The 23,698-nt window shown below is 66.6% G+C and carries 19 protein-coding genes and 1 tRNA gene; 12 read left to right on the forward strand and 8 right to left on the reverse strand.

The annotated features are described in order from the left end of the window. Nucleotides 1–13: 13 nt before the first annotated feature. The 4 genes from ugpB to DY468_RS09920 all read right to left on the reverse strand — a co-directional run bounded on the left by ugpB (nt 14) and on the right by DY468_RS09920 (nt 3,472). Nucleotides 14–1,342 (reverse strand): sn-glycerol-3-phosphate ABC transporter substrate-binding protein UgpB, encoded by a 1,329-nt coding sequence (gene ugpB, locus DY468_RS09905; protein WP_164604648.1) that lies wholly within the window; start codon nt 1,340–1,342, stop codon nt 14–16. A gap of 196 nt (nt 1,343–1,538) precedes the next feature. Next, complete coding sequence (locus DY468_RS09910; RefSeq protein ID WP_164604649.1) at nt 1,539–2,744, reverse strand: CaiB/BaiF CoA transferase family protein; 1,206 nt, start codon at nt 2,742–2,744, stop codon at nt 1,539–1,541. A gap of 177 nt (nt 2,745–2,921) precedes the next feature. Next, a tRNA-Ala gene (locus tag DY468_RS09915) sits at nt 2,922–2,997 on the reverse strand. A 70-nt stretch (nt 2,998–3,067) separates the two neighbouring features. Next, nucleotides 3,068–3,472 carry a TIGR02300 family protein gene (locus tag DY468_RS09920; RefSeq protein WP_164604650.1) on the reverse strand — a complete coding sequence of 135 codons (405 nt, stop codon included), beginning with the start codon at nt 3,470–3,472 and terminating at the stop codon, nt 3,068–3,070. 142 nt (nt 3,473–3,614) lie between these two features. Here DY468_RS09920 and aroA point away from each other — a divergent pair, with 142 nt between their 5' ends. Then, entirely contained in the window at nt 3,615–4,952 is a 1,338-nt protein-coding gene (gene aroA / locus DY468_RS09925; RefSeq protein WP_164604651.1) for a 3-phosphoshikimate 1-carboxyvinyltransferase, read from the forward strand. Nucleotides 4,953–4,955: 3 nt separating this feature from the next. Here aroA and DY468_RS09930 read toward each other — a convergent pair whose 3' ends face one another. After that, the gene (locus tag DY468_RS09930) at nt 4,956–5,630 is read right to left on the reverse strand and encodes a lysophospholipid acyltransferase family protein (RefSeq protein WP_164604652.1); all 675 of its coding nucleotides are present in this window, start codon (nt 5,628–5,630) and stop codon (nt 4,956–4,958) included. 165 nt (nt 5,631–5,795) lie between these two features. Here DY468_RS09930 and cmk point away from each other — a divergent pair, with 165 nt between their 5' ends. The 11 genes from cmk to DY468_RS09985 all read left to right on the forward strand — a co-directional run bounded on the left by cmk (nt 5,796) and on the right by DY468_RS09985 (nt 16,527). After that, complete coding sequence (cmk, locus tag DY468_RS09935) at nt 5,796–6,434, forward strand: (d)CMP kinase (RefSeq protein ID WP_164604653.1); 639 nt, start codon at nt 5,796–5,798, stop codon at nt 6,432–6,434. A 299-nt stretch (nt 6,435–6,733) separates the two neighbouring features. Beyond that, nucleotides 6,734–8,431 (forward strand): 30S ribosomal protein S1, encoded by a 1,698-nt coding sequence (gene rpsA / locus DY468_RS09940; RefSeq protein ID WP_164604654.1) that lies wholly within the window; start codon nt 6,734–6,736, stop codon nt 8,429–8,431. Between the two features lie 259 nt (nt 8,432–8,690). Beyond that, the gene (gene sppA / locus DY468_RS09945) at nt 8,691–9,671 is read left to right on the forward strand and encodes a signal peptide peptidase SppA (RefSeq protein ID WP_164604655.1); all 981 of its coding nucleotides are present in this window, start codon (nt 8,691–8,693) and stop codon (nt 9,669–9,671) included. A 169-nt stretch (nt 9,672–9,840) separates the two neighbouring features. Further along, entirely contained in the window at nt 9,841–10,155 is a 315-nt protein-coding gene (locus tag DY468_RS09950; protein WP_164604656.1) for an integration host factor subunit beta, read from the forward strand. 37 nt (nt 10,156–10,192) lie between these two features. Then, nucleotides 10,193–10,579: a lipopolysaccharide assembly protein LapA domain-containing protein gene (locus tag DY468_RS09955; RefSeq protein WP_164604657.1), complete on the forward strand. Its 387-nt coding sequence runs from the start codon at nt 10,193–10,195 to the stop codon at nt 10,577–10,579. A gap of 58 nt (nt 10,580–10,637) precedes the next feature. After that, nucleotides 10,638–11,279 (forward strand): phosphoribosylanthranilate isomerase, encoded by a 642-nt coding sequence (locus DY468_RS09960; protein ID WP_164604658.1) that lies wholly within the window; start codon nt 10,638–10,640, stop codon nt 11,277–11,279. A 13-nt stretch (nt 11,280–11,292) separates the two neighbouring features. Next, nucleotides 11,293–12,507: a tryptophan synthase subunit beta gene (trpB, locus tag DY468_RS09965; RefSeq protein ID WP_164604659.1), complete on the forward strand. Its 1,215-nt coding sequence runs from the start codon at nt 11,293–11,295 to the stop codon at nt 12,505–12,507. Continuing rightward, nucleotides 12,507–13,343: a tryptophan synthase subunit alpha gene (gene trpA / locus DY468_RS09970; protein ID WP_164604660.1), complete on the forward strand. Its 837-nt coding sequence runs from the start codon at nt 12,507–12,509 to the stop codon at nt 13,341–13,343. Before trpB ends, trpA begins: the two co-directional genes overlap by 1 nt. Before the next feature lie 109 nt (nt 13,344–13,452). After that, on the forward strand, nt 13,453–14,433 hold the full coding sequence (accD, locus tag DY468_RS09975; protein WP_164604661.1) for an acetyl-CoA carboxylase, carboxyltransferase subunit beta: 981 nt from the start codon (nt 13,453–13,455) through the stop codon (nt 14,431–14,433). After that, complete coding sequence (locus DY468_RS09980; RefSeq protein WP_164604662.1) at nt 14,430–15,764, forward strand: bifunctional folylpolyglutamate synthase/dihydrofolate synthase; 1,335 nt, start codon at nt 14,430–14,432, stop codon at nt 15,762–15,764. Before accD ends, DY468_RS09980 begins: the two co-directional genes overlap by 4 nt. A 16-nt stretch (nt 15,765–15,780) precedes the next feature. After that, nucleotides 15,781–16,527 carry a metallophosphoesterase family protein gene (locus DY468_RS09985; protein WP_164604663.1) on the forward strand — a complete coding sequence of 249 codons (747 nt, stop codon included), beginning with the start codon at nt 15,781–15,783 and terminating at the stop codon, nt 16,525–16,527. A 66-nt stretch (nt 16,528–16,593) separates the two neighbouring features. Here DY468_RS09985 and trxA read toward each other — a convergent pair whose 3' ends face one another. The 3 genes from trxA to addB form a co-directional block, all read right to left on the reverse strand. Next, nucleotides 16,594–16,914, reverse strand: coding sequence for a thioredoxin (gene trxA / locus DY468_RS09990; RefSeq protein WP_011155644.1), 321 nt, complete (start codon nt 16,912–16,914; stop codon nt 16,594–16,596). 96 nt (nt 16,915–17,010) lie between these two features. Next, nucleotides 17,011–20,496 (reverse strand): double-strand break repair helicase AddA, encoded by a 3,486-nt coding sequence (gene addA / locus DY468_RS09995; protein WP_164604664.1) that lies wholly within the window; start codon nt 20,494–20,496, stop codon nt 17,011–17,013. Further along, the gene (gene addB, locus DY468_RS10000; protein ID WP_164604665.1) at nt 20,493–23,642 is read right to left on the reverse strand and encodes a double-strand break repair protein AddB; all 3,150 of its coding nucleotides are present in this window, start codon (nt 23,640–23,642) and stop codon (nt 20,493–20,495) included. The genes addA and addB overlap by 4 nt, the downstream gene beginning before the upstream one ends. Nucleotides 23,643–23,698 lie beyond the last annotated feature (56 nt).

Genomic DNA, 23,698 nt, shown 5'->3' on the forward strand with positions numbered 1-23,698 from the left:
GCGTTTGAAGTAGCTACCTCACCGCCGTCTTCTCGAACTGCCGCAGCATCACGTTGCCGCGGGTGACGGCGGCGTCGAGGGCTTCCTGGGCGGTCTTCTTGCCGGCCAGTGCTTGCTCGATTTCCTCGGCCCAGACGTCGCGGAGCTGCACCATGTTGCCGAGCCGCAGGCCGCGGGAGTTCTCGGTCGGCGGCTTGTTGGTGAGTTCCTTGATCGGCGTTTCGAGGTAAGGCTGATCCTTGTAGAAGCCGTCGGCCTTGGCCTTCTCGTAGGCCGCCTTGGTGATCGGCAGATAGCCCGAGGCTTTGTGGATCGCGACCTGGCGGTCGGTGTCGGACAGGAACGCCAGGAATTTGGCGACGCCCTTGTATTCTTCAGGAGACTTGCCGCCCATCACCCACAGCGAGGCGCCGCCGATGATCGAATTCTGCGGCGCGCCCTTCACGTCGGGATAGTAGGGCATCGGCGCGTTGGTCCAATTGAACTTGGCCTGGTTCTTGACGTTGCCGAAGAAGCCCGACGAGGTCAGAAACAGCGGGCATTCACCCGAGGTGAAGCGGCCCTCGCCGGTGTTGGTGCGGCCGGAGTAATCGTAGGTCTTGTCCTTCTGCAGCTCGATCAGCTTCTGCAGATGCTTGACCTGCACCGGCCCGTTGAATTCCAGCTTGGTGTCGAAACCGTCGAGACCGTTGGCCTTGCTGGCCAGCGGCACGTTGTGCCAGGCCGAGAGCTGTTCTAGATTGGCCCAGGTGACCCAGGCGGTCGAGAAGCCGCAAGTGGCGTAGCCGGCCGCTTTCAGCTTCTTGGCGTCGTCGAACACCTCCGGCCAGGTCTTCGGGATCTCGGCGATGTCAGCCTTCTTCAGCGCGTCGAGATTGACCCACATCACCATCGACGACGAGTTGAAGGGGAACGACAGCATCTCGCCCTTCGAGGTCGAGTAGTAGCCGGTGATCGCCGGCAGATATGCCTTCGGATCGAACGGCTCGCCGGTCTCCTGCATCAGCTTGTAGACCGGCTTCACCGCGCCGGTCGCCGCCATCATGGTGGCGGTGCCGACCTCGAACACCTGCAGGATGGCAGGAGCATTGCCGGCGCGGAACGCGGCGATGCCGGCGTTCATGGTATCGGCGTAGCCACCCTTGTAGGTCGGCACCACCTTGTAGTCGCTCTGTGCGGCATTGAAGTCGTTGGCCAGCTTGACGATGACGTCGTTGTTGCCGCCGGTCATCGCGTGCCACCACTGAATCTCGGTGACCGCATGCGCCGGCGCAGCCAGCGCCAACGTCGCAGCGATTGCCGTCGCGGCGACCGCAGTCAGGCCAAAGGGTCGAAATGCCATGAAAACCTCCCGGTTGGGCACGTCACTGTCGTGGTGGGCGCGCGTAGCAGCACGCAATGACAGGCACATGACCGTATCGAGCGGCCGCCGGGTAGGGAAGCGGCGGCATCGCTGCCGCCGGAGAAGCCTATGATGCGATGCAAGAATTGCTGCATCGCAGTCGTCGGCGCCGGCTTTGCCGCCGGCGCCGTTCCGATCAGCGTTTGCGCTCCGAACCGCTGACGATGCCGTCAGCGACCATCTTGGAGATGTCGTCGGCCGAATAGCCGAACTCGCCGAGCACCTCGCTGGCGTGCTGGCTGAACTTCGGCGGCAGGCTGCGCAGGCTTGCCTTGGTGCGCTCGAACCGGATCGGCGAGGCCACGCCCTTGTACCAATCCTTCTCGATCACATCGCCGCGGTAAGCGGTGTGCGGGCTGGTCAGCGCCTTGTCGATCGACTGCACCGGACCGGCCGGCAGGCCGGCGTTGAGCAGCCGGTCGCACAGCGGCACCGCATCGTGCTGGCTGAACACCGCCTCGAGTTCGGCACGGAGCGCAGCGCGGTTGGCGATGCGGTCCTTGTTGCGCGCGAAGCGCGGATCGGTGCCCAGCTCCGGCTTGCCGATCTCCTTGCACAGCTTGCGGAAGGTGCCGTCATTGCCGACACCGGTAAAGATCTGACCGTCGCGGGCGTTGAAGGTCGAATACGGCACCAGATTCGGATGCTCGTTGCCGGTCAGCGACGGCGGCTTGCCGTGCAGGAAGTAGTTAGCGGTATGCGGATGCATGATCGCGAGACCGGTTTCGTACAGCGTGGTCTCCACGAACTGCCCCTTGCCGGAGCGCTCACGCTCCGCCAGCGCCATCAGGATACCGATCGTTGCGTAGAGGCCGGTGGTGATGTCGACCAGCGGCACACCGATTCGCACCGGTCCGCTCTCCGGCGAGCCGGTCGCCGCGATCATGCCGGTCATCGCCTGGATGATGGCGTCGTAGCCGGGGTTGCCGCCGCGCGGGCCGTCGGCGCCGAAGCCCGAAATCCGGCAATGCACCAGCCGCGGAAACTTCTCGCGAATCACTTCGTTCGACAGGCCCCATTTGTCGAGCGTGCCGGGCTTGAAGTTCTCGATCAGCACGTCGGCGCCTTCGAGCATCTTCAGCAGCACCTCGCGCCCGCCGGGCGAGGCGAGGTCGAGGCCGATCGACCGCTTGTTGCGGTTCACGCCGAGAAAATACGCCGCGTCCTCGTCATGGAAGGGAGGGCCCCAGTCGCGCACTTCGTCGCCGGCCGGCGGTTCGACCTTGATGACGTTGGCGCCGTGGTCGGCGAGGATCTGGGTGCAGTAGGGGCCGCCGAGCACGCGGGTCAGATCGATCACGCGCAATCCGGCGATCGCGCCGGGCATCGATGCAGAGGTCATAAGGGCTTTCTTACCGAAGCTTCAAAGGGACGGCGAACTTACCGTTCTCCGCATCGTCTTGGCAAATGCCGGCGGGCTTCGGCTTCGTTCGCAGCGCGTAGGAGGCTTCAGCGCTTCGGGCCTGAGCGGCGGCGCTGGATGTGCGCCTGAGCAAAACAAAAGCCTGAGGGGGAAGGATGGTGGAGCCAGGCGGGATCGAACCGCCGACCTCTTGCATGCCATGCAAGCGCTCTCCCAGCTGAGCTATGGCCCCTTACCCTGGGTGCGCGGCGCAAATCAAAATTGGCCGCGCGGCAATCGTTGATCACATATCGGCGACGATCTCAAGTCTCCTCATCGCCAGAAACGTCACCAATGATGTCCGTGACGTCTTCATCCTCTTCTTCTTCATCGGCGATGAAGGTCGAATCGTCGTCATCGTCGTCGATCGACTCGTCGATTTCGATATCGTCCTCGGATTCCGGCACCGCGGCCTTGACCTTGCCGGTGTTCTCTTCGGCATCGGCTTCCTCGAGCGACACCAGCTCTTCGGACTCCATCGCCTCGGGCGCTTCGGTATCCGCGCCAGTGGGCGCGCGCTGTTCCGCACGGGTGCGCGGCGCCGCGACCGGTGCAATCGGCACCACTTCGCCGGTATAGGGCGAAATCACGGGGTTCTTGTTCAGATCGTAGAACTTTTTGCCCGTCGTCGGGCAAATACGTTTGGTTCCGAGATCGGATTTCGCCACTTGTGCAACCTTGGGATTTCTTGAAAAACGGTGCTTCACTTGGCTAGTTGGCACGCCGCTGTCAATAGCGGTTTATGCCGAAGGCCGCGAGGCGGGCCGTGGCGCCGAGCCGAATCACCCGCAGCCGCAAGGGACCACCATCTTGACCGATTCGAACCAGCCTACGCCGCTGCAGGCGCGCAAGAGCGGCGCGCTGCACGGCACCGCGCGCGTCCCGGGCGACAAGTCGATTTCGCATCGGGCGCTGATTCTCGGCGCGCTGGCAGTCGGCGAGACCCGAATCTCTGGCCTGCTCGAGGGCGAGGACGTTCTCAACACCGCCAAGGCGATGCGCGCGCTGGGCGCAAAGGTCGAGCGCACCGGCGATTGCGAATGGCGCGTGCACGGCGTCGGCGTCGCAGGCTTTGCGACGCCGGAAGGCCCGTTGGATTTCGGCAATTCGGGCACCGGCTGCCGGCTGGCGATGGGCGCGGTGGCGGGATCGCCGATCGTGGCGACGTTCGACGGGGATGCGTCGCTGCGCAGCCGGCCGATGCGGCGAATCGTCGATCCGCTCGAGCTGATGGGCGCCAAGGTGATGTCGAGCCACGAGGGCGGCCGGCTGCCGCTGACCCTGCAGGGCGCCCGCGATCCGCTGCCGATTCTGTACCGCACCCCGGTGCCGTCGGCGCAGATCAAATCCGCCGTGCTGCTCGCCGGCCTGTCGGCGCCCGGCGTCACCACCGTGATCGAGGCCGAAGCCAGCCGCGACCACACCGAACTGATGCTGCAGCATTTCGGCGCCACCATCGTCACCGAGGCCGAAGGCGCTCACGGCCGTAAGATTTCGTTAACCGGCCAACCGGAATTGCGCGGCGCTCCTGTGGTGGTGCCGGCCGATCCGTCGTCGGCCGCCTTCCCGATGGTGGCGGCGCTGGTGGTGCCCGGCTCCGACATCGAACTGACCGACGTGATGACCAACCCGCTGCGCACCGGGCTGATCACGACGCTGCGCGAAATGGGCGCCTCGATCGAGGAACACGATGTCCGGGGCGATGCCGGAGAGCCGATGGCCCGCTTCCGGGTGCGGGGCTCGAAGCTGAAGGGCGTCGAGGTGCCGCCGGAGCGCGCGCCGTCGATGATCGACGAATATCTGGTGCTGGCAGTTGCCGCGGCGTTCGCCGAAGGCACCACCGTGATGCGCGGCCTGCACGAATTGCGGGTCAAGGAAAGCGACCGGTTGGAAGCGACGGCGGCAATGCTGCGGGTCAACGGCGTCGCGGTCGAGATCGCCGGCGACGACCTGATCGTCGAGGGCAAGGGCCATGTGCCGGGCGGCGGCGTGGTCGCCACCCATATGGATCATCGCATCGCGATGTCGGCTCTCGCCATGGGCCTCGCCTCGGACAAGCCGGTGACGGTCGACGACACCGCCTTCATCGCCACCAGCTTCCCGGACTTCGTCCCGATGATGCGGCGGCTCGGCGCCGAATTCGGCTGAGCTTCAGGCCGCTTCGACCGGCTGAACGCCGACAAGCCGGTCGGTTTCGTTCTGCGCGGCGGTCAGAGCCGCCTGCAGCCGCTCGGCGATCTCTGCGGTCGGCGAGCCTGCCTCGACGGTGATCGGCTCGCCGAACCGGATCGCAACCTTTGCGAACAATCCCGGCAGCATCAGCCGATCCCAGCTCCGAAGCAGCTTGTGACGTGACAGGCTGACCGAGACCGGAAGGATCGGCATGCCGGTCAGCCGCGCCAGATCGAGAACGCCCTCGCTGTTGATGCGCATCCGCGGACCGCGCGGGCCGTCGGGCGTGACGAACAGGCTGTGGCCGGACTTTCCAAGCCGCATCATTTCGCGCGCCGCCCGCATGCCGCCGCGCGAGGACGAGCCGACCGCGGTCTGAATCCCGAACGCGGCCCCGACCCTGGAGATGATCTTGCCGTCGCGATGTCCGCTGATCAGCGCGACCAGCGGCTTGCTCTTGGTCTGCAGCATCGGCGCCATGATCAGCCGCCCGTGCCACATCGCCAGGATGTAAGGCTCGGGGATCGGAACGGCCTGCCGGTCGTACCGGCCGGTCCACATCACGAACTTAAAATAGATCTTGGAAAAGTTGACGCCGAGCGACAGGACCGCATCCGATCGCGTAATGCGTTTGACGAAAGCGGGCGTGGCCATCCAGGAAGGGTCCGGGCAGAGATTGATAGGAAATCGCCAACGAGGCTGGCTTCGGCGGATCGCGGGTTTATACCCAGTCGTTCACGGCTGCAAACGATCGCCTGTCCGCGTCGGAGTGCCACGCTGACCGCACAGGCGCACCAAGCAATTGGAATGCAACAGAGAATGATCATCGCAATCGACGGACCTGCCGCATCGGGCAAGGGCACGCTCGCCAAGCGGCTGGCCGCGCATTACGGACTCAGGCACCTTGATACCGGGGTAATTTACCGCGCGGTCGGCAAGGCGATGCTGGACGCCGGTGCCGACCTGACCGACGAGGCGCGTGCCGCCGAGGTCGCCCGCACGCTCGACCCGGCCCGGTTCGACGACCCGGCGCTGAAGAGTCAAGCCGCCGGCGAGGCCGCCTCGGTGGTGTCGGCGCATCCGCGGGTTCGCGCCGCGCTGGTCGAATTCCAGCAGAGCTTCGCGGCCACGCCGCCGGGCGCCGTGCTCGACGGCCGCGACATCGGCACGGTGATCTGCCCGGATGCCGAGGTGAAGATCTTCGTGGTCGCCTCCGCCGAGGTCCGTGCCCACCGCCGCTTCCTGGAAGCGCAGTCCCGCGGCGAGCCCGCCGACGAGGCGGTCATCCTGGCCGACATCCTCAAGCGCGACGAACGCGACCAGAACCGCTCCGCGGCACCGCTGAAGCAAGCACCGGATGCAGTCTTGCTCGATAATTCCTATTTGGATATAGAAGGCGGCGTCCGGGCCGCCATCGACATTGTCGAGGCCGTTCGAGCGGGCCGGCGTCGGGTCTAAGGACCAAACTGACGCCGTCATTGGAGGTTCGCCCGCTCCGCCGCCACCGCCGCGATGGCCGGATAAAGACCGCGCGATCCGTTTCGGATTCGTCGCTTCTTTTGCCGCCGGACGTTCTGCTGGAATGCCCCTATCTGCGATCCGCCTCACCGCGGATCAACGTCTCGACCGTGCAGGCATGCTGCCGGCCCGCTCCGCACCGATGTGCTGGGCGGTCGTCAGGTTCGCGGACCCCTGACACTGCGCGCGCGAGACGGCCCTCAACCGAACTGCCGGCGACATCCGCATCTGGAGAACAAATGGCTTCGACTGACACTTACAATCCGACCCGTGACGATTTCGCTGCGATGCTCGACGAGTCCTTCGCCGGCGGTAACCTGCAGGAAAGCTCGGTTATCAAGGGCAAGGTGGTCGCGATCGAGAAGGACATGGCCGTCATCGACGTCGGCCTGAAGACCGAAGGCCGCGTGCCGCTGCGCGAATTCGCCGGTCCGGGCCGCGACAACGAGATCAAGGTCGGCGATACCGTCGAGGTGTTCCTCGACCGGATCGAGAATGCGCTCGGCGAAGCCGTGCTGTCGCGCGACAAGGCGCGCCGCGAAGAGAGCTGGGGCAAGCTCGAGAAGGCGTTCAACGCCAACGAGAAGGTGTTCGGCGTCATCTTCAATCAGGTCAAGGGCGGCTTCACGGTCGACCTCGACGGCGCCGTGGCGTTCCTGCCGCGCTCCCAGGTCGACATCCGTCCGATCCGCGACGTCGCGCCGCTGATGAACAACTCGCAGCCGTTCCAGATTCTCAAGATGGATCGCCGCCGCGGCAACATCGTGGTGTCGCGCCGGACCGTGCTGGAAGAGACCCGCGCCGAGCAGCGCCAGGAGCTGGTGCAGAACCTCGAAGAGGGTCAGGTGATCGACGGCGTCGTCAAGAACATCACCGATTACGGTGCGTTCGTCGACCTCGGCGGCATCGACGGCCTGCTACATGTGACCGATATCGCCTGGCGCCGGGTCAATCACCCGACCGAGGTGCTGACCATCGGCCAGACCGTCAAGGTCAAGATCATCAAGATCAACCACGAGACTCACCGCATCTCGCTCGGCATGAAGCAGCTGCTGGACGATCCGTGGCAGGGCATCGAGGCCAAGTACCCGCTGAACGCGCGCTTCACCGGCCGCGTCACCAACATCACCGACTACGGTGCGTTCGTCGAGCTCGAGCCGGGCATCGAAGGCCTGATCCACGTCTCCGAGATGTCGTGGACCAAGAAGAACATGCACCCCGGCAAGATCGTTTCGACCTCTCAGGAAGTCGAAGTGCAGGTGCTCGAGGTGGATTCGGTCAAGCGCCGCATCTCGCTCGGTCTCAAGCAGACCATGCGCAATCCGTGGGAAGTGTTCGTCGAGAAGCATCCGGTCGGCTCGACCGTCGAAGGCGAGGTCAAGAACAAGACCGAGTTCGGCCTGTTCCTGGGTCTCGACGGCGACGTCGACGGCATGGTCCACCTCTCGGACCTCGACTGGAAGCAGCCGGGCGAACAGGTGATCGACAACTTCAAGAAGGGCGACATGGTCAAGGCCGTGGTGCTCGACGTGGATGTCGAAAAGGAGCGCATCTCGCTCGGCGTCAAACAGCTCGAAGGCGATCCCTTCGCCGAGCCGGGCGACGTCAAGAAGGGTGCGGTCGTGACCTGCGAAGTGCTCGACGTGAAGGAAAGCGGTATCGACGTGCAGATCGTCGGCACCGACTTCAACACCTTCATCAAGCGCTCGGAGCTGGCGCGCGACCGCAACGACCAGCGCAGCGACCGCTTCGCGGTTGGCGAAAAGGTCGACGCCCGCGTCATCCAGTTCGACAAGAAGGCCCGCAAGGTCCAGGTGTCGATCAAGGCGCTGGAAGTGGCCGAGGAGAAGGAAGCCATCGCGCAGTACGGCTCGTCCGATTCGGGCGCGACGCTGGGCGACATTCTCGGCACCGCGCTCAAGCAGCGCGACAAGTAAGCCTCGCGCTTACCTGACGAAATCGAAGGGCTCCGGCATCGCCGGGGCCCTTTTTCGTTGCACGCATGTCATTGCACGCGATGTCGTTGCACGCGGTCAGCCATGTGACGGCCAGTACCACGCAACCGCGGCGAGCCGAGTACGCTGCGGCACGAACCATGTTTTCTTCATATTGGATTGCAATTGATGTAATCCGATCATGGGTCGTCAACGATCCCGCCCGACAACCGCATGATGGCCGCCGACCGGAGAACCGCTGATGTCGCTTGATTCCGATGTGATCGTCGATCGCCGCCGGATGCGAAGGAAGCTGACGTTCTGGCGGGTGGCCGCCGTGTTGGTGGCGATCGTTGCCGTGGTGGCGATCGGCGCGATGGTGTCGCCGGCCGGACGCGGTGCGCTGACCTCGACCGGATCGATCGCCCGCATCAAGATCGAAGGCCTGATCCGCAGCAACGACGAACGCATCGAAGCGCTCGACCGGCTCGGCAAGTCGTCCTATTCGGCCGTGGTCGTTCACATCAATTCGCCGGGCGGCACCACCGCAGGCTCCGAGGAATTGCACGACGCGCTGGTCCGGCTGAAGGCGAAGAAGCCGATGGTCGTGGTGGTCGAAGGGCTCGCCGCCTCGGGCGGCTACATCGCGGCTCTCGCGTCCGACCATATCGTTGCCCAGCAGACCTCGCTGGTCGGTTCGATCGGTGTTCTGTTCCAGTATCCGAACGTGTCGGAACTGCTGAAGACCGTCGGCGTCAAAGTCGAGGAAGTGAAATCGTCGCCGCTGAAGGCCGCGCCGAACGGCTTCGAACCGACCAGCCCGGAGGCGCGCGCCGCATTGGAATCGCTGGTGAAGGATTCCTACGCCTGGTTCCGCGGCATGGTGCAGCAGAGCCGCAAGATGACCGACGATCAACTCAACGTCGTCGCCGACGGACGCGTGTTCACCGGGCGGCAGGCGATCGGTCTGAAGTTGATCGACGAACTCGGCAACGAAAAGACCGCAATCGCCTGGCTCGAGAAGGCCAAGAACGTCAAATCCGGTCTGCCGGTGCGCGACTACAAGCTGGCCCCGCAATTCGGCGATCTGACTTTCTTGCGCGCTGCGGCGTCGATCGCATTCGACGCGGTCGGCCTCAGTGCGATGGCGCGCCGCGTCGAACAGACCGGCGCGATGCAGTCGGTCGAGCGGCTCAGTATGGACGGCATGTTGGCGCTGTGGGCACCGGCCGCCTCGCATTGATCTGATCTGTGCCCGCTGGGCGTGCAGGCGCTGGCGGCGTTTCGCCGGAAGACGGTGCCGAAACTGCCGCCAAGCCGCTGTTTCCGCGGACGTCCATCCGATTTAGCGTCTTGACAGTTCACGGCATTTTCACGGAAATGGCGGTCCGCACGCACGGACCACATCTTCGATGATCAAATCCGAACTCGTTCAGCGTATCGCCGAGCACAACCCGCACCTGTACCAGCGGGACGTCGAGAACATCGTCAACGCGATCCTCGACGAAATCGTCGATGCATTAGCGCGTGGGGATCGGGTCGAGCTTCGCGGCTTTGGCGCATTCTCGGTGAAGCATCGTCCGGCACGGGCCGGCCGCAATCCGCGCACCGGGGCTCATGTGCCGGTCGAGCAGAAGACCGTGCCGTTTTTCAAGACCGGCAAGGAAATGCGTGAGCGGCTGAACCGCGACAGCGGCGACGACGCCCCAACCAGCGATACAGCGTAGCGCGACGCTCCATTGCCGAGCCAGGCGAGCGAATGACATGCAGAAATTCCTGACGGCCCTGGTGCTGATCCCGCTCGGTTTGATCCTCGTGGTGTTCGCGGTCGCCAACCGCCACATGGTCGATGTGTCGTTCGACCCGCTCGACCCCACCAGCCCGCTCGGTAATATCCGGTTGCCGCTGTTCGTCGTGATCATCGCCACCGCCATCATCGGCGTGATCCTCGGCGGTATCGCCACCTGGTTCAGACAGCGTCATTGGCGACGCGCCGCCCGCCGGCATCAGGCCGAAGCCATCGAAGCGCAGAACCAGCTCGCGAGCCTGCGTGCCAGCATGGCGACGCCGGCACAGAGCGAACCGCGCCGGCTGCTGCTCGAGAACGGTTCCACCGGCGCCGGACGCGACAAGTCCCGCGCGACGTTGTAAGACTGCGCGTTCTCTGCGGCGCCCTGGAGCGCCGGCAACCCAGATTCAGCGCATAGCCATGTCCACCATTGTGAAAATCTGCGGTCTGACGACCGCCGACACGCTGGAAGCAGCGGTCGAAGCCGGCGCCGATATGGTCGGCTTCGTGTTCTTCCCCGCTTCACCGCGTCACCTCGACATCGACTTCGCCGATGCGCTCGGCCGTCAAGTCCGCAGCCGCGCCGCCAAAGTCGCGCTCACCGTCGATGCCGACGACGACCTGCTCGACGCCATCGTCGAGCAGCTTCGGCCGAACTGGCTGCAATTCCACGGCAGCGAGAGCCCGGAGCGGGTGCGTTCGATCAAGCGGATCTACGGCCTGCCGGTGATGAAGGCGATTGCGGTGGCCGGCCCGGACGATCTGGCGGTGCTGCCGGACTATGCCGCAGTCGCCGACCGCATCCTGTTCGACGCAAGGCCGCCGAAGGACGCCACCCGGCCCGGCGGGCTCGGCACCGCGTTCGACTGGAAGCTGCTCGACGGCGTCGATGTCAAACTGCCTTTCCTGGTCTCCGGCGGGATCAACGCCGGCAATGTCGCCGAAGCGCTGCGGGTGACGCGCGCGCATGGCGTCGACGTCTCGTCGGGGGTGGAAACCTCGCCGGGCGAAAAAGACCCGGACCTGATCCGCGACTTCATCCGCGCCGCCCGCGCGGCCTAACCCAAGAGCTGACATGAACCAAGCTTTGCCGAACTCCTTCAGGTCGGGCCCCGACGAACGCGGGCATTTCGGCATCTATGGCGGCCGCTTCGTCGCCGAGACGCTGATGCCGCTGATCCTCGATCTGGAGAAGGCCTATGCGCAAGCCAAGGTCGACCCGGCGTTCCGTGCCGAGATGGACGGCCATCTCAAGCACTATGTCGGCCGGCCGTCGGCGCTGTATTTCGCCGAGCGGCTGACCGAGCATTTCGGCGGCGCCAAGATCTACTTCAAGCGCGAAGACCTCAATCACACCGGCGCCCACAAGGTGAACAACGTGCTCGGCCAGATCATGCTGGCCAAGCGCATGGGCAAGCCGCGGGTGATCGCCGAGACCGGCGCCGGCATGCACGGCGTCGCCACCGCGACGATGTGCGCCAAGTTCGGCCTCGAATGCGTGGTGTTCATGGGCGCGGTCGACGTCGAACGCCAGCAGCCCAACGTGCTGCGGATGAAGGCGCTCGGCGCCGAAGTCCGCCCCGTGAGCTCCGGCGCCCACACGCTGAAGGACGCGATGAACGAGGCGCTGCGTGACTGGGTCACCAACGTCCACGACACCTTCTATTGCATCGGCACCGTGGCGGGCCCGCATCCCTATCCGATGATGGTGCGCGACTTTCAGGCGGTGATCGGTCAGGAAGTCCGCGAGCAGATCATGCAGGCCGAAGGCCGCCTGCCCGACTCGCTGGTCGCCTGCATCGGCGGCGGCTCCAACGCGATGGGCCTGTTCCATCCGTTCCTCGACGACCCAGGCGTTGCGATCTACGGCGTCGAAGCCGCGGGCCACGGCCTCGACAAGCTGCACGCCGCCTCGATCGCCGGCGGCAAGCCCGGCGTGCTGCACGGCAACCGCACCTATCTGTTGATGGACCCGGACGGCCAGATCGAGGAAGCGCATTCGATCTCCGCCGGCCTCGACTATCCGGGCGTCGGCCCGGAGCACTCCTGGCTGCACGATGTCGGCCGCGTCAAATTCCTGTCCGCGACCGACACCGAAGCGCTCGACGCGTTCAAACTGTGCTGCCGGCTCGAAGGCATCATCCCGGCGCTGGAGCCGAGCCACGCCCTCGCCAAGGTCGCCGACCTCGCGCCCAAGCTGCCGAAGGATCATCTGATGGTCGTCAACATGTCCGGCCGCGGCGACAAGGACCTCGCGTCCGTTGCCGAACATCTCGGGGGGCAGTTCTGATGACCACCCGTATCGACACCCGCTTCGCCGATCTCGCACACGAGGGCCGCCCTGCCTTCGTTACCTTCGTGATGGCGGGCGATCCCGATCTCGACACCTCGCTGCAGATCCTCAAGGCTCTGCCGGCCGCCGGCGCCGATGTGATCGAAATCGGCATGCCGTTCACCGACCCGATGGCGGACGGCCCGGCGATCCAGGCCGCCGGCCTGCGCGCCCTGAAGGCCGGCACCACGCTGAAGAAGACGCTAGCACTGGTCCGCGACTTCCGCACCACCGACAACGTCACGCCGATCGTGCTGATGGGGTATTACAACCCGATCTACATCTACGGCGTCGATGCGTTCCTGGCCGACGCCAAGCAGGCCGGTGTCGACGGCCTGATCATCGTCGATCTGCCGCCCGAAGAGGACGAAGAGCTGTGCCTGCCGGCCATGAAGGCCGGGCTCAACTTCATCCGCCTCGCCACCCCGACCACCGACGAAAAGCGGTTGCCGGCGGTGCTCGCCAACACTTCGGGCTTCGTCTATTACGTCTCGATCACCGGCATCACCGGATCGGCCTCGGCGGACGCCTCGGCGGTCGGCGCCGCGGTGCAGCGGATCAAGCGTCACACCAGCCTGCCGGTCTGCGTCGGCTTCGGCATTCGCACGCCGGAAGCGGCGCAGGCGATCGCCGCGCAGGCGAACGGCGCGGTGGTGGGCTCGGCTCTGATCGATGCGGTCAAGGCCAGCCTCGACGCCGAGGGTCGCGCCACCAAGGCGACGGTCGGCGCGGTGGCGGATCTGGTCGCCTCGCTGGCGGCCGGCGTTCGCGGTGCGAAACAGGCTGCCGAATAGCAGCAATCGAAGCAGGACGATGGTCTGGACGGGGCCGAGCCCCGCCGCCATATCCTGACAACGCCATGAACCCAGGCGGCGCCTTGTCCGGCGACGCGCGGAGCACGTTATGAACTGGTTGACCAACGTCGTCCGTCCGAAGATCCGCAACATTCTGCGGCGCGATACGCCGGAGAACCTCTGGATCAAATGTCCGGATACCGGACAGCTCGTGTTCTACAAGGACGTCGAGCAGAACCAGTTCGTCATTCCCGGCTCCAACTACCACATGCGGATGGGCGCGCTGGCGCGCCTGAAGTCGGTGTTCGACCACGAGACCTGGTACGACGTCGCGCTGCCCGAAGTGGTGGCCGACCCGCTCAAATTTCGCGACGAGCGCAAATACGCCGACCGCATCAAGGACGCCCGCACCAAGACCGGCGCCCATGACGCGGTCCGCGTCGGCTTCGGCAAGCTCGAAACCTTCCCGGTCGTGGTCGCGGTGCAGGACTTCGACTTCATGGGCGGTTCGCTCGGCATGGCGGCGGGCGAAGCCATCATCCGCGGCATGGAACTCGCGGTGGAGAAGCACGCGCCCTTCATCATGTTCGCGGCCTCCGGCGGCGCGCGGATGCAGGAAGGCATCTTGTCGCTGATGCAGATGCCGCGCACCACCGTCGCGGTGCAGATGCTGCGCGAAGCCAAGCTGCCCTACATCGTGGTGCTGACCAACCCGACCACCGGCGGCGTCACCGCCTCCTATGCGATGCTCGGCGACATCCACATCGCCGAACCCGGCGCGCTGATCGGCTTCGCCGGCGCCCGCGTGATCGAACAGACCATCCGCGAGAAGCTGCCGGACGGCTTCCAGCGCGCCGAATACCTCAAAGACCACGGCATGGTCGACATGGTGGTCCACCGCCACGACCTCCGCCCGACTTTGGCGCGGCTGTGCCGGATTCTGACCAAGGCGCCGGCCGCCGTGGTCGAGACCGTGGCCACCACGCCCGTCGACGATGCCAAGCCGGAGATCGAGGCGATCGAGACCACCGACGAGGCGGTGTCGAACCCGACCGAACCGCCGGCTGCGCCGGCCGCGCCGCAGGCGTGAGCGAAGGCAGCACGCCACCATCATCGCCGTCCGTAGCCGAGTTGCGCGCGCGGCTGGCGCAGCTGCATCCCGAGCGCATTGACCTCGATCTCGGCCGGATCGAACGCCTGCTCGCCGCGCTCGGCCATCCCGAGCGCAAGCTACCGCCGGTGATCCATGTCGCCGGCACCAACGGCAAGGGCTCGACCGTCGCGTTCCTGCGCGCGATCCTCGAGGCCGCAGGCCTCAATGTCCACGCCTACACCTCGCCGCATCTGGTCCACGTCAACGAGACCATCCGGATCGCCGGCCAGCTGGTCGGCGACGACGCGCTGGCGACGGCGCTGGCGGATTGCGAGCGCGCCAATGCCGGCGCGCCGATCACGCTGTTCGAGATCGAGACCGCCGCTGCGCTGTGGCTGTTCGCGCAGCATCCCGCCGACGTCACGCTGCTCGAAGTCGGGCTCGGCGGCCGGCTCGACGCCACCAACGTCATCGAGCAACCGCTGGCCTGCGTGCTGACGCCGATCGGCATCGACCACACCGAATTCTTGGGCCCGACCATCGCCGACATCGCGGCCGAGAAGGCCGGCATCCTGCGGCGCGGCGTGCCGGTGATCGTCGCCGAGCAGCGCGACGCCGCAATGGAGGTGATCGAGCGCGAGGCCAAGCGGCTGCGTGCGCCGCTGTTCGCCTGCGGCCAGCAATGGCACGTCCAGCTCGAACACGGCCGGCTCGTCTATCAGGACGAGCGCGGACTACTCGATCTCGACGCGCCGAAATTGTTCGGGCGGCATCAGATCGACAATGCCGGCCTGGCGATCGCAACGCTGCGCGCGCAATCGCACTTTGCGATTCCGCAAAGCGCCTATCAGGCCGGATTGCAGGCGGCCGAGTGGCCGGCGCGGATGCAGCGAATGACGTCCGGCAAACTGCTCAACGATGCACCGTCAGGCTGCGAACTCTGGCTCGACGGCGGCCACAATGCCGATGGCGGACGCGTCGCCGCCGCCGCGCTCGGCGATCTGGAAGAACGGGTATCGCGGCCTCTGGTGCTGATCGCCGGGATGATGGCGAACAAGGACGCATCCGCGTTCCTCGCCAACTTCACCGGCCTGACCCGGCACCTGATCGCGGTGCCGATCCCGCATCGCGACGGCGCGATGCGGCCCGAGCATCTCGCCGATGCCGGCCGCGCGCTCGGCCTACGCGTCGAACTCGCCGATGACGTCCCTGCGGCGCTCCGGCGGATCGCCTCGCTTGCCTACGAGCTCCCGCCGCGTATCCTGATCACCGGATCGCTGTATCTGGCCGGCCATGTGCTGAACCTCAACGGCACGCCGCCTACCTGACGGAAGAGACCCACGGATGCGGATCGCCGCCATCGCCGACATGCACGGCAACATCGCGGCGCTGGAAGCGGTGCTCGCCGATATCCGCACGCAGGGCGTCGATACGATCGTCTGCCTGGGCGACATGGCGAGCGGACCGTTCGATCCGCGGCTCACGCTTGATCTGCTGATGACGCTCGAGATGAGCGTAGTGCTCGGCAATCACGACCGCTATCTGATCGATCGCCCACGCGACCGCATGGGGTCGTGGGACACGATCGCCTTCGATCAGCTCGACGCGCATCATCTCGACTGGCTGCGCGGCATTCCGGCCACGCAAGTGCTCGCCGACGGCGTCTTCCTCTGTCACGCGACGCCGCGCAGCGACGAGACCTATTGGCTCGAAACCGTGACGCCGGAGGGGGCGATCCGGATGTCGGATCAGGCGGCCATCGAGGCGCAGGCGGAGGGCGTGCCGCAGTCACTGATTCTGTGCGCGCACACGCATATTCCACGCGCCGTGCGGCTGCGTGACGGCCGGCTGATCGTCAATCCGGGCAGCGCAGGCTGCCCGGGCTATCGCGACCGCCACCCTTATCCGCACGTGATGCAGACCGGGACACCGGATGCGAGCTACGCGATCATCGACCGGGTGCGCGGCGCGTGGCACGTCTCGCTGCGCCTCGTGCCCTACGACTCGGCCGAGATGGCCGCACTGGCGGAACGCAACTTCATGCCGGATTTGGCCCGCGCGGCCGCGACCGGCTGGATCGTTCCGGCCTGAGCGGGAACCCTCGTACAAACGGCCGGCTTTCGCCGGCCGTTCAGAAAACCGATCCTGGTTCGGCGATCAGACCGCCGCGCTGATCCACTGCTGCAGCTTGGCCTTCGGCGCCGCGCCGACCTGACGCGAGGCCATTTCGCCGCCCTTGAAAATCATCAGGGTCGGGATCGACATCACGCCATACTTCGAGGCGGTGACCGGGCTCTCGTCGACGTTGAGCTTCACGATCTTGACCTTGTCGCCCATCGCCCCGGCGATTTCGTCGAGCGCCGGCGCGATCATGCGGCACGGGCCACACCACTCGGCCCAGAAGTCCACCACCACAGGCCCCTGGGCGTTGAGAACCTCGTTTTCGAAATCGGCGTCTGACACCTTACCAACGGCCATAGGATACCTCGTGAAACCGGATGAAGAGCGGCGGCGGGAATCGCGCCGTGATGACGGGTGAACGTATGAACGCACCGCGGTGCGGTCAAGCACGGCTCACGCCACCGTCAGATCGGCCTGCTCCGCGTCCAGCGCAGAGGACGAAATCTCCATGATTTCAGCCGCTTCGGTCCAGAGCAGGGCGGCCCGGACGGTGCGCTGTGGATAGATCGCGCCGAGCACCGCCCGGTAGCGGGCGAGCTGGCGGACGTAAGCGCGCGGCGCCTCGGCCTCGACCCGCGGCGGGGCGTGGTTGGTCTTGTAATCGACGATCAGGACCTCGGATTCGGTCACCACCAGGCGGTCGATCTGGCCGGAGACCAGCACCGGGCCACCCCGGCGCTGCAGCCGTCCGACGATCGGCACTTCGGCGCGGCTGCCGGGGCCGAACACCGCCGCGAATCTCGCATCGGCGATCAGCCCGAGCACCTGGGCGACGAGCGTCCCCCGATCCTCCTCGCTCCAGTCCGGCGCATTGCGAGCGAGAAACCGCCCGGCAGCGCCGAGGCGATCCAGTGCAGCAATGTCCGGCAGCGATTGCAGCAGGCGGTGTACCAGCGTGCCGCGCTGCAGCGCGCGGCTGCGGCTCGCATCGGTCTCCCCTGGCCGCAATCGCCGGCGATCGTCGTCCTCGGCATCCGAGGGCCGCAACACCTGTTCGGCGGACGGCAGGCCGGGCGCGGGCCGGCGCAGCCAATCGGGCAGCGACGTGACCGTCGCCTCGCGGCTCGGCGTCGCCGCGCCGGTTTCGTCGATCACATCCTCCGGACGGCAGTAGCGCTTGATCACGCCGTCCGGCGGGACCGGCTGCATCATCAGCCCGGACGACTCCAGCCCCTTGCTGATCAGGTCGTACCAGGAGTGCGGCCGCACCTCGTTGCGGTTGCCCGGCATGCAGCCGCCGACGATCAGCCGGTCGGCCGCGCGGGTCATCGCGACATAGAGCAGCCGGCGATACTCGTCCTCGGTCTCCTCGATCATCGCGCCGCGCGCGTTGGCAACGACCTCCGGATCGTCGGCCTTGCGGCCCGCCCATACCATCGCGGCGACAGAACCCGGCGCGGCGTTGCCGCCCGGCAGCCGGATCAGGTTGAGCCGCTGGGTGTCGGCCGGCGACGAAGTGGTGTCGATCAGGAACACCACCGGCGCTTCCAGACCCTTGGCGCCGTGCACGGTCATCACCCGGACCTCATCACGCGAGATTTCCATATCGCGTTTGATCTCGGTGTCGGCCTCGCGCAGCCACGCCATGAAGCCTTGCAGCGACGGCGCGCGCTTCTGCTCGAAGCTCAGCGCCAGTTCGAGAAATTCGTCGAGCGCATCGTTGGCCTCCGGCCCGAGCCGGCGCAGGATGCGGGCGCGGCCGCTGTCGCTGCCGTCGCCGCCGAGCAGCCAGGCGAAGAACCCGAACGGCGTTTCAGCCTGTGCCCGGGCCGCGTAGCTCTCCAGCCGGCGCTGCACGGCCGCAAACCTCTGATCGCCCGCGGCATGATCGGCGAGCGCGGCACGGAGCGGGCCCTTGCGCTGCCAGGCCAGCTTGAACAGGTCGTCGTCGTCGAGCCCGAACAGCGGACTCTTCAGCGCCACTGCGAGCGCCAGATCGTCCTGCGGCAACAGCAGCGCATCGGCGAGATTCATCAGGTCGATGATCGCGATGTGCTCGGTCAGCTTCAGCCGGTCGGCGCCCGCCACTGGAATGCCGCCGCGCTTCAATGCCTGGATCACCGCGTCGAACGCCGAGCCGCGCCGCCGCACCAGGATCAGCACGTCGCCGTAGCTCAGCGGACGGCGCTGGCCGACCGGCCCGGTCCGGGTGCCGCGGCTGATCAGTTCGCTGATTTCGCCCCGCACCTTGTCGGCAAGCCGGACCTCGGGACTGGTTTCGGAGACCGCATCGAACGGCGCCTGCCAGCCTTCGATCTGCTGACGATCGTCCGGAACTTCCAGTGGCCACAGATCGATCAGGCTCGGTCCCGCGTCGGCGAGAGAGGCATGCACCGGATAAGTCGTATCGGCGTGGATGCTGCGATAGATCGCCGGATCGCGAAACACGTGATCGACCGACTGCAGGATCGCGGCACCGGACCTGAACGAGTAGTTGAACGCCACCTTCTCGAAGGTCAGCCCGGCGCCGGTGAACCGCCGCTGCAGCAGATCGCGCCACTCGGCAAACTCCTTCGGCACCGCGCCCTGAAACGAGAAGATCGACTGTTTCTCGTCGCCGACCGCGAAGATGGTGCGCCGGACGCCGTCGCGGGCGCCTTCACCCGCGGTGAATTCGTCGATCAACCGGGCGACGATCTTCCACTGCTTCGGCGACGTATCCTGCGCTTCGTCGATCAGCACGTGATCGACACCGCGGTCGAGCTTGAAATGCACCCATCCGGCCGCGCCGCTGTCGAGCATCGCCAGCGTCTTGTCGATCAGGTCGTCGTAATCGAGCAGCCCACGCTCGCGCTTCTCGCGCGCGATGTTGCCGGCAACCTGCGCGGCGATCACCAGCAGCGCCCGCGTGCGCTCGCGCAACGCCAGCGCGCGGCGGCGTTCGAGCAGCCCGGCAAGCCGCGCGCCTTCCCGCTGCAGCCTCTCGGCGAGACCGGGCGCGCCGTCGCCGAGCTTCTTGGTGATCAGGTTTTTGCGCAGGCCGCTGTCCTTGGTGAAGAACACCTGGAGATAGGCGTCGATCTGCGCCGCGTCAGTGAGCGCCAGCGCCTCGCGCAAGCGCCGAGCCTGCGCCTGATCGTTGGCGCTGCCGCCTTCGAACGTGGCGGCGACCGCAGCCCATTCCGACCGCGGCAAGTTCGGGCCATCGACGATGTCGCGATCGGCCACCTCGCAGCTATCGTCCGGCGCAACGCCGAGCGTGGCGGACAATTGCGCCATCGCACGCTCGACACTGCCGGCCTGCGCCACCCACGCCATGAAGCGATCGCGGCTCATGCAGGCTTCCTGGACCACGTCGCGGAAGGTGACATCGGCGGCGCTGGTCATCGCAAATGCCAGCGCGCGCCCGGCATCGCTGTCCGGCGCCGCGGCGGCGCGCAGCAGCACGTCGAGGCTGGCGCGTTGCATCAGCTCGGCCTGATCGCGATCGTCGAGCACGCTGAACCGCGCCGGAACGTTGGCCTCGAACGGAAACTGCTGCAGCAGCCGCGTACACAGCGCGTGGATGGTCTGCACCTTCAGCCCACCGGGCGTCTCCAGCGCGCAGGCGAACAGTTTTCGCGCCTGCGCCAGCAGCGAAGGACCGACCGTTTTGACCCCGGTAGCCCCGATCGCGGTTGTCAGCGCGTCGTCGTCGAGCTTCACCCAATGGCCGAGCGTGGTGAACACCCGCTCCGCCATGTTGGCGGCGGCCGCCTTGGTGAAGGTGATACACAGGATGCGCTCCGGCGAGACGCCGTCGAGCAGCAGCCGGATCACGCGCTGAACCAGCACATGGGTCTTACCCGAGCCGGCATTGGCGGAAACGAACACCGATGCCGACGGATCGGAGGCGATCTCCTGCCGCGCGCGGGCTTCGTTGGGAATGACGCGGCTCATGACGTCGCGTCTCCGCGACCGCCGGCCGCCGACCATTCCTTGATCCGCGCCAGATCATCATAGGTACCGTAGCGCTGCGACCACATCGACAGCACCAGCGAACGATAGGACTGCTTCTCGTCCTCGAAGCGGCGCACCAATCCTTCCAGCTTGGCACGCGCCTCATCCGCGGCATCGTCGGGGTACTGCGGCTCGTCCTTGCGCTCGATCTTCAGTTCGAGCACGCGCTCATCGCCCGGCGGCGCGTTGCCGCTGAGCTTGACGTAAGTGAGTTCGCTCACCGAGGCGGCCGCCGGAATATCCTCAAAGCCACCGTCGCGCAGAATCGCCGCTTCCAATGTGAGCTGCGGCGACAGCCCCATCCGCACCTGCTTGCCGGTCGGCGGATGACCGGTCTTGTAGTCGAGGATCGCGTAGCTGCCGTCGTCGCGCCGTTCGATGCGATCGGCGCGCGCCGACAGCTCGAAATTGCGCTCGCCACCGAGCGGGATCGTCAGCGTGCCGCGCCGCTCCGCCTGCACCTGCACGACGCCGGTGCGACGCTGCTGCTCCCACCCGGCAAACCAGGTCGCGATCCGCAGGAAGCGCGGCCACCACAATGCACGCGCCTCGGCATGGTCCATCAGCGGCGCGAAGTGTTTCTGGCCGATCTGGCGCAGCGCCGTCACCGGATCGTCCGGTAGCGCGTCCTGGTAGCGCTCGGTGAATTCGCCGAGCGCCGCATGGATCGCCGAGCCGCGATCGGCGCCCGACAACGGCATGTCGACCGGATCGAGCGGCGACAGCCGCAGGATGTACTTGGCGTAGATCGTGTACGGATCGCGCAGCCAATCCTCGATCGCAGTGACCGGCAGTTTCAGCGGCCGCGCGATCCGCGGCGGCTTCGGTGCAGGCTGTGCGATCGGCGTCACGCTCTCGGGGCGGTCGAGTTCGTGCGTGTAGTCCAGATAGATCTGACCGCGCGCTTTCATCGCATTCCAGCGATCCTCGCCGGCGACCGCTTCGAGCCGGTGCAGGAAGCGCGACGCTACCGCCGGCGCGCCGCCGACTTTCGCAGCGTGGGTGATGAACACCTCGTCGGCGCCGAGCGCCTGCGCGAAGTCGTGTGCCGACAGGCCGATGCGGCGTTCCGGCAGATCGAGCCCGAGGTCGTGCCGCATCGGCCGGCTCAGCCACGGATCGATCCGCGGCGCCGGCGGCCAGATGCCCTCGACTAGGCCGCCGAGCACGATGCGGTCCTGCTGGGTCAGGCGCGCTTCGAGCGGGCCGTAAATGCGGATCGGCGCCTCGGCGCGTTCGGGACGACGGACCACGCGATCGCCGAACGCAGTCTCGAACACTTCGCCATAGTCACGCGCGGCGACCAGCACGCCACTCGCCGGTCCGACCGCGGCGAGATCGTCGAACGCCCGCAGCAGTGCCGAACCTTGCGGACCTTCGAACACTTCGACGATGCCGTCGTGATCGGCCGTCAGCGCCTTCAAGACGTCGCGATGCCGCGCGCCGATCTCGCACAGATCGAGCGGGCTCGGTCCGAACGTCTCCAGCGGCGCGAGCGCGGCTTTGAGCTCGGCGATGAGGTGCTGCGCTTCATCGAGGCTAGGTTCGGACAATCGCGTGCGCGGCTCGGACGGATGCAGCGCGCTGGCCTCGCCGCGCTTCAGCTTGGCAAGCTCGTCCCGGAAGATCGCAAATTCCTTGGTGAGCCCATCACAGCCGGCGGGTGGCCGCGGGCCGCGCAGCAGTGCCAGCTCCAAGATCTCGATCGCGCTACGCCAGCCATGATCGGTGCGGCCGAGCCGCAACAGCGGATGCTTGAGCAGCGCCAGCAGCGTCGCCGGTTCGCAGCCTTCGAGCGCAGTCTCAGCCGCGAGCCGCGCGAAAATGCCGGGCTGCGTCTCCATCAGCAAGTCGCCGCCGGAATCGTCGACCGGCAGATGCCATCGGCCGAGCGCGGCGACGACGCGGCGCGCCAACGCGCGATCCGGCGTGACCAGCGCCGCGGTCTTGCCCTGCTCACGCGCCTCGCGCAGCACCACCGCGATCGCCAGCGCCTCGGCTTCCGAATTCGGCGCTTCGATCAGCGTCAGTCCATCAGTGCCTTCGCCGATCAGACGATCGACCTCGGCATCCTTCAGCCGGTCGTGCCACACCGCCGTCGCCGACGATGGCCGCAGCGCCTCGGAGGCGAGCAGTTCGCGGCCGTGCCGAGCCGCCGCGCCGAGCTGCTGCACGTCGCGGCGCGTTACACCCATCCGTTCGAGCAGACCGTGCATGGCGTATTGCGGATGGTTGGGCGACGGCAGCGTCACCAGCTTGCCCTGCTTGTCGCGGCTGCCGCCGATCAAGCCCCACGCCGCATCATCGAGATCGACATCGAGCCCGGGCAGCACCACCGCGCCATGCGGCAATCGCGCGATGGCGGTGAGCAGTTTGGCGGTTGCCGGCATCGAGCCGGTCGAGCCGGCGGCGATCACCGGCCCGCTGCGCTGGGTCGCCAGCCGCTGCGCCTCGGCATCGATCAGCCGGTCACGGCGTGCCGCCGGTTCGATCCGGTCGGTCTCTTTCAGATATTGCGGCCAGGCGTGGCCGGCGATCTTGAGGAATTCGAGCGTCAGGCTCCAGTAGCGATCGAACGCATCGGGCACCAGCGTGCCGAGCGCCGACCAATCGACGCCGCGGGTCGACATGTCGTCGATCAGCCGCGCCAGATCGTCGGCAAGCGCCAGCGCCGAGGCCGGTCCGCCGACCACCAGCGGCGCCTGCGCCGGATCGTCCGGCTTCAGCCGCGCCGCCCAGCTCGCGATCAGCTGCGCCAGCAACAGCCGGCGCGGCAGCCCGTCGAGCGCGGGCGGAATCTCCAGATCGGCAAGGCCTGACGCAGCCTGCGCGAAGGCCAGCTCGTCCTCGTCGATATCGCCGAGCGCGACGATCCGCGGCAGCAGCACCGCATCGGTGCCGAGCACATCGAGGAAGATCTCGCGCGCCATCCGCCCGGCGCGCCGGGTCGGCAAGTAAAGCGTGGCGTCGGCGAGCCGCTCCGGCGCGGTGCGCGCCTCGAAGCCCTCGACCAGCCGGCCGTCGACCAGGGCCGCGATGATCGTGCGCAGAAACGGCGCCGAAGATGGAACGCTGAAAAGGTGCATCGATGTCCTGATTCGCCTTCGCCATCATGGCACGGCAAATCCGGCGAAAGGAGGTG

The sequence above is a fragment of the Rhodopseudomonas sp. BR0M22 genome (genome assembly GCF_010907035.1).
Lineage (GTDB): Bacteria > Pseudomonadota > Alphaproteobacteria > Rhizobiales > Xanthobacteraceae > Rhodopseudomonas.

Bases quoted from the DNA above. Each gene is read 5' to 3' on its own strand.
- ugpB (WP_164604648.1), bottom strand. From the start codon at position 1,342: ATGGCATTTCGACCCTTTGGCCTGACTGCGGTCGCCGCGACGGCAATC.
- DY468_RS09910 (WP_164604649.1), bottom strand. From the start codon at position 2,744: ATGACCTCTGCATCGATGCCCGGCGCGATCGCCGGATTGCGCGTGATC.
- DY468_RS09930 (WP_164604652.1), bottom strand. From the start codon at position 5,630: ATGGCCACGCCCGCTTTCGTCAAACGCATTACGCGATCGGATGCGGTC.
- cmk (WP_164604653.1), top strand. From the start codon at position 5,796: ATGATCATCGCAATCGACGGACCTGCCGCATCGGGCAAGGGCACGCTC.
- rpsA (WP_164604654.1), top strand. From the start codon at position 6,734: ATGGCTTCGACTGACACTTACAATCCGACCCGTGACGATTTCGCTGCG.
- sppA (WP_164604655.1), top strand. From the start codon at position 8,691: ATGTCGCTTGATTCCGATGTGATCGTCGATCGCCGCCGGATGCGAAGG.
- DY468_RS09950 (WP_164604656.1), top strand. From the start codon at position 9,841: ATGATCAAATCCGAACTCGTTCAGCGTATCGCCGAGCACAACCCGCAC.
- DY468_RS09955 (WP_164604657.1), top strand. From the start codon at position 10,193: ATGCAGAAATTCCTGACGGCCCTGGTGCTGATCCCGCTCGGTTTGATC.
- DY468_RS09960 (WP_164604658.1), top strand. From the start codon at position 10,638: ATGTCCACCATTGTGAAAATCTGCGGTCTGACGACCGCCGACACGCTG.
- trpB (WP_164604659.1), top strand. From the start codon at position 11,293: ATGAACCAAGCTTTGCCGAACTCCTTCAGGTCGGGCCCCGACGAACGC.
- trpA (WP_164604660.1), top strand. From the start codon at position 12,507: ATGACCACCCGTATCGACACCCGCTTCGCCGATCTCGCACACGAGGGC.
- accD (WP_164604661.1), top strand. From the start codon at position 13,453: ATGAACTGGTTGACCAACGTCGTCCGTCCGAAGATCCGCAACATTCTG.
- DY468_RS09985 (WP_164604663.1), top strand. From the start codon at position 15,781: ATGCGGATCGCCGCCATCGCCGACATGCACGGCAACATCGCGGCGCTG.
- trxA (WP_011155644.1), bottom strand. From the start codon at position 16,914: ATGGCCGTTGGTAAGGTGTCAGACGCCGATTTCGAAAACGAGGTTCTC.
- addA (WP_164604664.1), bottom strand. From the start codon at position 20,496: ATGAGCCGCGTCATTCCCAACGAAGCCCGCGCGCGGCAGGAGATCGCC.
- addB (WP_164604665.1), bottom strand. From the start codon at position 23,642: ATGCACCTTTTCAGCGTTCCATCTTCGGCGCCGTTTCTGCGCACGATC.